Origin of the sequence: Methylobacterium sp. B1, assembly GCF_000333255.1 — a bacterium.
In the GTDB taxonomy this organism is placed as follows: Bacteria; Pseudomonadota; Alphaproteobacteria; order Rhizobiales; family Beijerinckiaceae; genus Methylobacterium; species Methylobacterium fujisawaense.
This window is the reverse complement of the sequence record NZ_BACT01000926.1, coordinates 1-6,162: the sequence shown is the minus strand read 5'-3', so window position 1 is coordinate 6,162 and position 6,162 is coordinate 1. Positions and strand designations below refer to the sequence as shown.

Here is a 6,162-nt window from a genome sequence, read left to right as displayed (position 1 = left end):
GATGGATCGCGGCGCGGATACGCGGGTAGGTGCCGCAGCGGCAGATGTTGCCGCTCATCGTGTCGTCGATGTCCTGGTCGGACGGCTTCGGCGTGTCCTTCAGGAGCGCGGCGGCCTGCATGATCTGGCCGCACTGGCAGAAGCCGCACTGGGCGACGTTCTGGTCGCGCCACGCCACCTGCACCGGGTGGTTGCCGTCCGGCGACAGACCCTCGATGGTGACGACCTCCTGGCCGGCGGCGGCCGAGACCGGGGTGATGCAGGCACGGGTCGCCGTCCCGCCGAGATGGATGGTGCAGGCCCCGCAGAGCGAGACGCCGCAGCCGAACTTCGTGCCGGTGAGCCCGAGTTCGTCCCGCAGGTACCACAGCAGCGGCATGTCGGGGTCGCCGTCGAAGCTGCGCGCAGCCCCGTTCACGGTGAGTTTGATCATCGTTGCGTCCTGTCTGGCGGCGCCGGAGCGGCGATCAGTTGGGTCTGAGCCGGGCCGGAGGCCAAGGCCGGATTTGCCAGCTAACGTTCACCGATGCGGCCGGGCCGCCGGGCTAACGCTCAAGCTCAGAATAATAAGTATTCTAAATCAGGCCTCGGGCCGGGCGCAACGCAGGGACGCGGCCGGTCATCCGCGAGTGGTTGCGCTCAGGACATGCCGCGTGCGGCGGCGCACATCGTCAGGGCATGCGATCACAGGCAGCATGCCTCACGCGGGGCACGACGTGATCCACGACCGCGCGCACCCGGTGCGCGTGGCGTGCCGGGTGGCTTCGCTCCGCTCGCACAGGGAGCGCAGTGCCCCCGCTCCTCGAGACCTTGTCCGCGCCGATCGGACGCGCGTGGCCGTTCTACGGAATAGGAGAGCCGGCCCATGCCCGGGCTTTGCCCCCACCCGGGTGCCGGTCTCGTGGGCCACGCTGACCTTGAGGTCGATGCCGGTCCTCTGCATCGCTAAGTGGACGGCCCGCAGCGCATCGACGCCGGCCCCGAAATTCTCGCACGGCTCTTCGGGCCGGCCGATCGTGAAGCGGCAGATCCCGTGCCCGTCCGTGTCTTCCGGCGCTCGAGCCGGACCGCGCGGGGAATGTCCGCCACCGGCCCGCGGATCGTCAGGATGCGCGTGCCGATGACCATGGCGGCGTGGTCCTCACACCGTGACCTGCGTGCCGACCTCCACGACCCGCCCGGTGGGGATCTGGAAGAAGTCCGTGGCGTCGTTCGCGTTCTTGGCGAGGGTGATGAAGATCCGGTCCTGCCAGAGCGGCATGCCCGAATGCGCCGCCGGCCGGATCGAGCGGCGCGACAGGAAGAACGACGTCGCCATGATGTCGAACTTGAAGCCCTGGCGGCGCAGCAGCACCAGCGTCTTCGGGATGTTCGGCGTCTCCATGTAGCCGAACTTCATCACGACCCGGTAGAAATGCGGGCCCACCGGCTCGATCCGCACCTTGTCGGCCTCGTTGGAGCGGGGCGTGTCCACCGTCTCGACGGTGAGGATCACGTTCTTCTCGTGCAGCACCTTGTTGTGCTTGAGGTTGTGCAAGAGCGCGGCCGGGGCGATCTCGGGATCGCTCGTCAGGAACACCGCGGTGCCGCGCACGTGGTGGGGCGGGCTCTTCTCCAGCATGCCGACCAGCTCCACGAGCGGCACGTCGGTCTTGCGGGTCTTGTTGAACAGGATCGTGACGCCCCGCACCCAGGTCCACATCAGGATGATGAGGCCGCCGGCGAGCAGCAGCGGCACGTAGCCTCCTTCCACCACCTTGATCAGGTTTGACAGCAGGAACAGGAACTCCAGGACGATGAAGGGCAGCATCACGGCGGCCGCCGCCACCGGCGACCATTTCCACATGCGCCACATCACCAGGAAGGTCAGCGAGGCGGTGAGCAGCATCGTGCCGGTCACCGCGATGCCGTAGGCCGAGGCCAGCGACGAGGAGGTCTTGAACAGCACCGCCAGCAGGACGACGCCCACCATCAGCAGCCCGTTGATCTGCGGCAGATAGATCTGCCCGGCATGCGACTCGGAGGTATGGCGGATCTCCAGTCGCGGCAGCAGGCCGAGCTGGATCGCCTGCCGGGATAACGAGAAGGCGCCGGTGATCACCGCCTGGCTCGCCACCACGGTGGCGATCGTCGCGAGGATCACCATCGGCAGCAGGCCCCAGGCCGGCACCAGCTGGAAGAACGGGTCGGCGGTGTCGGGCTTCTCCAGTACCAGGGCCGCCTGCCCGAGATAGTTGAGGGCGAGCGCCGGGAAGACGAGGCCGATCCAGGCCAGCTGGATCGGCTTGCGGCCGAAATGGCCGAGATCGGCAAACAGCGCCTCGGCCCCGGTCACCGCCAGGAACACCGCGCCCAAGGCCACCAGCGCCCCGGTGCCATGGCCGAGCAGGTAGTTCACGGCGTGCCAGGGATTGACGGCGCGGAACACCTCCGGGTGCAGGCCGATATGCGGCAGTGCCGCCAGCGCCATGGCGAGGAACCAGACGATGGTCACCGGCCCGAAGAAGGCCGCGACCTTGCCGGTGCCGCGGTTCTGCACGAGGAACAGCGCGACGATGATCACCACGGTGATCGGCAGCACGTAATCGTCGAGGGCGGGGGTGACGAGCTTCAGGCCCTCCACCGCCGAGAGCACCGAGATCGCCGGGGTGATCACCGCGTCGCCGTAGAACAGCGAGGCGCCCATCAATCCCAGCATGAACACGATGCGCGAGCCGCCCAGCGCCTTCCGGGCGAGCGCCATCAGCGAGAGGATGCCGCCCTCGCCGTTGTTGTCCATGCGCAGCAGGATCGCGACGTATTTCACGGTCACGATCATGAACAGCGCCCAGAGGATCAGCGAGACGGTGCCGATCACCTCCTCGGGCAGCAGGATGCCGTCGGTGCGGGCGGGGACCAGCGCCTCGCGGAAGGCGTAGAGCGGGCTGGTGCCGATATCCCCGTAGACGACGCCGACGGAGCCGACGAGGAGCGTCCAGAAGCCGGCATGGCCGTGGCGCGTCTCCGCCTTCTCGGGGGCATCGAGGGTGCCGGAGGTCGCCGGCCCGTGCATGGGCGTCTGGCCGGTCGTCTCGTCGGACGCCGCGGCGGCCTCCCGCGCGGCGTCGGGCGCTGCGGGCGCGGGCTGGGCTGCTACGCCGGGTGCGAAGTTGTGGCTCATGGGGATGTCGGAAGCTCGGGCGTGGCCGGCGCTTCGCGGTTCGGCTCAGGGGCCAGTCGGGGCCGGGCAGAACACGCGAACACTCCGCCGAACCGTGCGGGCCGGCCACCGGGCCGACCGCTCGCGGGATCGTGTGGCCTTGCTATCATGCCCTCGTGCGGCCGGAAACCGTGTGCCTCTGCGAAGATCGCGGAGCTGGGTCTCGGTGCGATTCAGGTCCGAATGCGATGCGCCGGAGGCGCGACACGCTCGCGCGCCGGCCCGATGCGCCTCCGGATCAAGCGCCTGAACCGACGCGGGTTCTTGTTTCCGGGCCCGCCCATGGAGCCCCGGAATGCCGGTGCGGCGGGAGGTGTCCTCTCGGGCGAGGACAGACTTCACCGAGCCGCGACGGGAGCGGGCCGGGGGTGTTTACCCCCGCACCGCGCCTCACTCGGCGGCGGTGCGCGTCCCGCCCTGCTGACCGAATCGGCGCTGGATGTAGTCGATCACGATCGTCTCGAAATCCTTGGCCAGCGTCGGGCCGCGCAGGGTCATGGCCTTCTTGCCGTCGATGAAGACCGGCGCGGTCGGGGTCTCGCCGGTGCCGGGCAGCGAGATGCCGATATCGGCGTGCTTCGATTCGCCCGGGCCGTTCACGATGCAGCCCATCACGGCGACGTTCAGCCCCTCGACGCCCGGATAGGACTTCTTCCACTCCGGCATGGAGGTAACGATCCAGTTCTGGATGTCCCGGGCGAGTTCCTGGAAGGTGGTCGAGGTCGTGCGACCGCAGCCCGGGCAGGCCGCCACCATCGGCACGAAGGTGCGGAACCCCATCGTCTGCAGGAGTTCCTGGCTGGCCTTGACCTCGACGGTCCGGTCGCCGCCGGGCTCTGGGGTGAGCGAGTAGCGGATCGTGTCGCCGATGCCCTCCTGGAGGAGCACGCCGATGGCGGCGGAGGCGGCCACGAGACCCTTCGAGCCCATGCCGGCCTCGGTGAGGCCGAGATGGATCGCGTAATCCGAACGGCGCGCCACCTCGCGGTAGACGGCGATCAGGTCCTGCACGGCCGAGACCTTGGCCGAGAGGATGATCTTGTTCTGCGGCAGGCCGAGTTCCACGGCGCGGTCGGCCGAGCTGATCGCCGAGCGGACCATCGCCTCGCGCATCACCGCGCGGGCATCGATCGGCCGCGGCGCCTTGGCGTTCTCGTCCATCAGGTGGGTGAGCAGCTCACCGTCGAGCGAGCCCCAGTTGGCGCCGATCCGCACGGTCTTGTTGTGCTTGATCGCCTGCTCGATGATCGCCGAGAACTGGGTGTCCTTCTTGTCCTTGAAACCGACGTTCCCGGGATTGATCCGGTACTTGGCGAGCGCCTCGGCGCAGGCCGGGTGGTCGGCGAGCAGCTTGTGGCCGATGTAGTGGAAGTCGCCCACCAGCGGGACGTGGACGCCGATCCGGTCGAGGCGCTCGCGGATCTTCGGCACCGCCGCCGCCGCCTCGTCCCGGTCGACCGTGATGCGCACCAGTTCCGAGCCGACCCGGGCGAGCTGGGCGACCTGCGCCACCGTGGCGTCGATGTCGGCCGTGTCGGTGTTGGTCATCGACTGGACGACGATCGGCGCGCCGCCGCCGACCGTGACCGCGCCTTCGCCCTCGCCGACCGTCACGCCGACGGTGCGGTGGCGCGGCGCGGGGCCGGCGATTTCCGGGCCGCCACCGGCCAGCGGGTTGTCGGCGGCAGGGCTTTCGGAACGGGTGGCTTCCATGACTTCCATCGTGGACCTTCGCGGGCGCGCCTCACGGGACGCCGGAGCCTGAGGGCTGCCGGGCCTGTCCCGGGACACGCTTCGCCGGAACTTCGGGGCTGTCGCGGGTTAGCTGCGGACGACCCGGCGCCGCGTCAAGCCGGCGCCACGCAGGACAGCATCGCGCATGACAGCATCGCGGCTGTCATGTCGTATCCGGGCGCGGATGTCGAGTTTGCTGCACGTCCGCGCGGCGTTTGCCTTCGGCGCCATCGGGATTTCGTCCGCCTCTGTTGCCGATTCGCTCGGGTCGGCGGGGGCGCGGGCCGCGGGCCGCAGGCACGGCCGACGGTTGATGCTGCAATGCAGCATCCCCATCTAAGCGGCCGGACCAGGAGGCCGACATGAGCGAGCAATCCGGCGGCGAGCCGCACAATCCGGCCACCGCCGTCCCCGAGTCACCCGTCTCGGACGTGATCGAGGCGCAGTCCGCCCAGGGGTCGGGCCACGTGCTGGCCGGGCCCAAGGCCGAGAAGCCGGTGGCCCTGGCGCTGCAGGGCGGCGGTGCGCACGGCGCCTTCACCTGGGGCGTCCTCGATGCGCTGATCGAAGATGGGCGTCTGGGCTTCGAGGCGGTCACGGGGGCGAGCGCGGGGGCGATGAATGCCGTCGTCCTCGTGGATGGCTGGCTCGAGGGCGGCCCGGACGGAGCCCGCGAGGGTCTGGAGCGGTTCTGGCGCGAGGTCAGCCTCGACGGCGACCTGGGCCCGGCCCAGCGCAACTTCGTCAGCGGCCTGTTCAGCCTGTGGAAGGGCAATCCGGTGGCCGAGTTCTGGGCCAAGATGCTGGCGCCGAGCCCCTACGTGTCGAACCCGCTCAACATCAACCCGCTGCGCAAGGCGCTGGCCGAGCAGGTCGATTTCGACCGCCTGCGCGAGGCCGACACGGCGGGCCTGTTCGTCTCGGCCACCAATGTGTGGACGGGCAAGCTCGCGGTCTTCGAGCGTGAGCGGCTGACCGTCGATCACCTGATGGCTTCGGCCTGCCTGCCCACCGTCTTCCAGGCGGTGGAGATCGATGGCGTGCCTTATTGGGACGGCGGCTATCTCGGCAATCCGCCGCTCTACCCCCTGCATCGCGGCGCCCAGACCCGCGACATCGTGCTCGTGCAGATCAACCCCGTGGAGCGGCGGGAGACCCCGCGCACGGAGGCCGAGATCCGCGACCGGCTGAACGAGATCACCTTCAACGCCAACCTGATGCGGAATGCG

The 6,162-nt window shown here is 69.4% G+C and carries 4 protein-coding genes and 1 pseudogene; 1 reads left to right on the top strand and 4 read right to left on the bottom strand.

Translation table 11 applies throughout. The annotated features are described in order from the left end of the window. The 4 genes and pseudogenes from I53_RS26115 to ispG all read right to left on the bottom strand — a co-directional run. Positions 1 to 433: (2Fe-2S)-binding protein (locus I53_RS26115; protein ID WP_043356356.1), on the bottom strand; the 433-nt coding region annotated here is incomplete at its 3' end. 267 nt (positions 434 to 700) lie between these two features. After that, positions 701 to 1,045, bottom strand: a pseudogene (locus I53_RS36255) (hypothetical protein); the annotation flags it as partial. Positions 1,046 to 1,141: 96 nt separating this feature from the next. Then, a complete protein-coding gene (locus tag I53_RS26105) occupies positions 1,142 to 3,160 on the bottom strand; it encodes a potassium transporter Kup (RefSeq protein ID WP_043356352.1) in 2,019 nt (672 codons plus the stop codon). 429 nt (positions 3,161 to 3,589) lie between these two features. Then, entirely contained in the window at positions 3,590 to 4,921 is a 1,332-nt protein-coding gene (gene ispG / locus I53_RS26100; RefSeq protein WP_043356351.1) for a flavodoxin-dependent (E)-4-hydroxy-3-methylbut-2-enyl-diphosphate synthase, read from the bottom strand. A 374-nt stretch (positions 4,922 to 5,295) separates the two neighbouring features. On the opposite strand from ispG, the gene I53_RS26095 reads away from it, so the two are divergent. After that, on the top strand, positions 5,296 to 6,162 hold an 867-nt coding region (locus I53_RS26095), incomplete at its 3' end, for a patatin-like phospholipase family protein (RefSeq protein ID WP_043356349.1).

Bases quoted from the DNA above. Each gene is read 5' to 3' on its own strand.
- ispG (WP_043356351.1), bottom strand. From the start codon at position 4,921: ATGGAAGTCATGGAAGCCACCCGTTCCGAAAGCCCTGCCGCCGACAAC.
- I53_RS26105 (WP_043356352.1), bottom strand. From the start codon at position 3,160: ATGAGCCACAACTTCGCACCCGGCGTAGCAGCCCAGCCCGCGCCCGCA.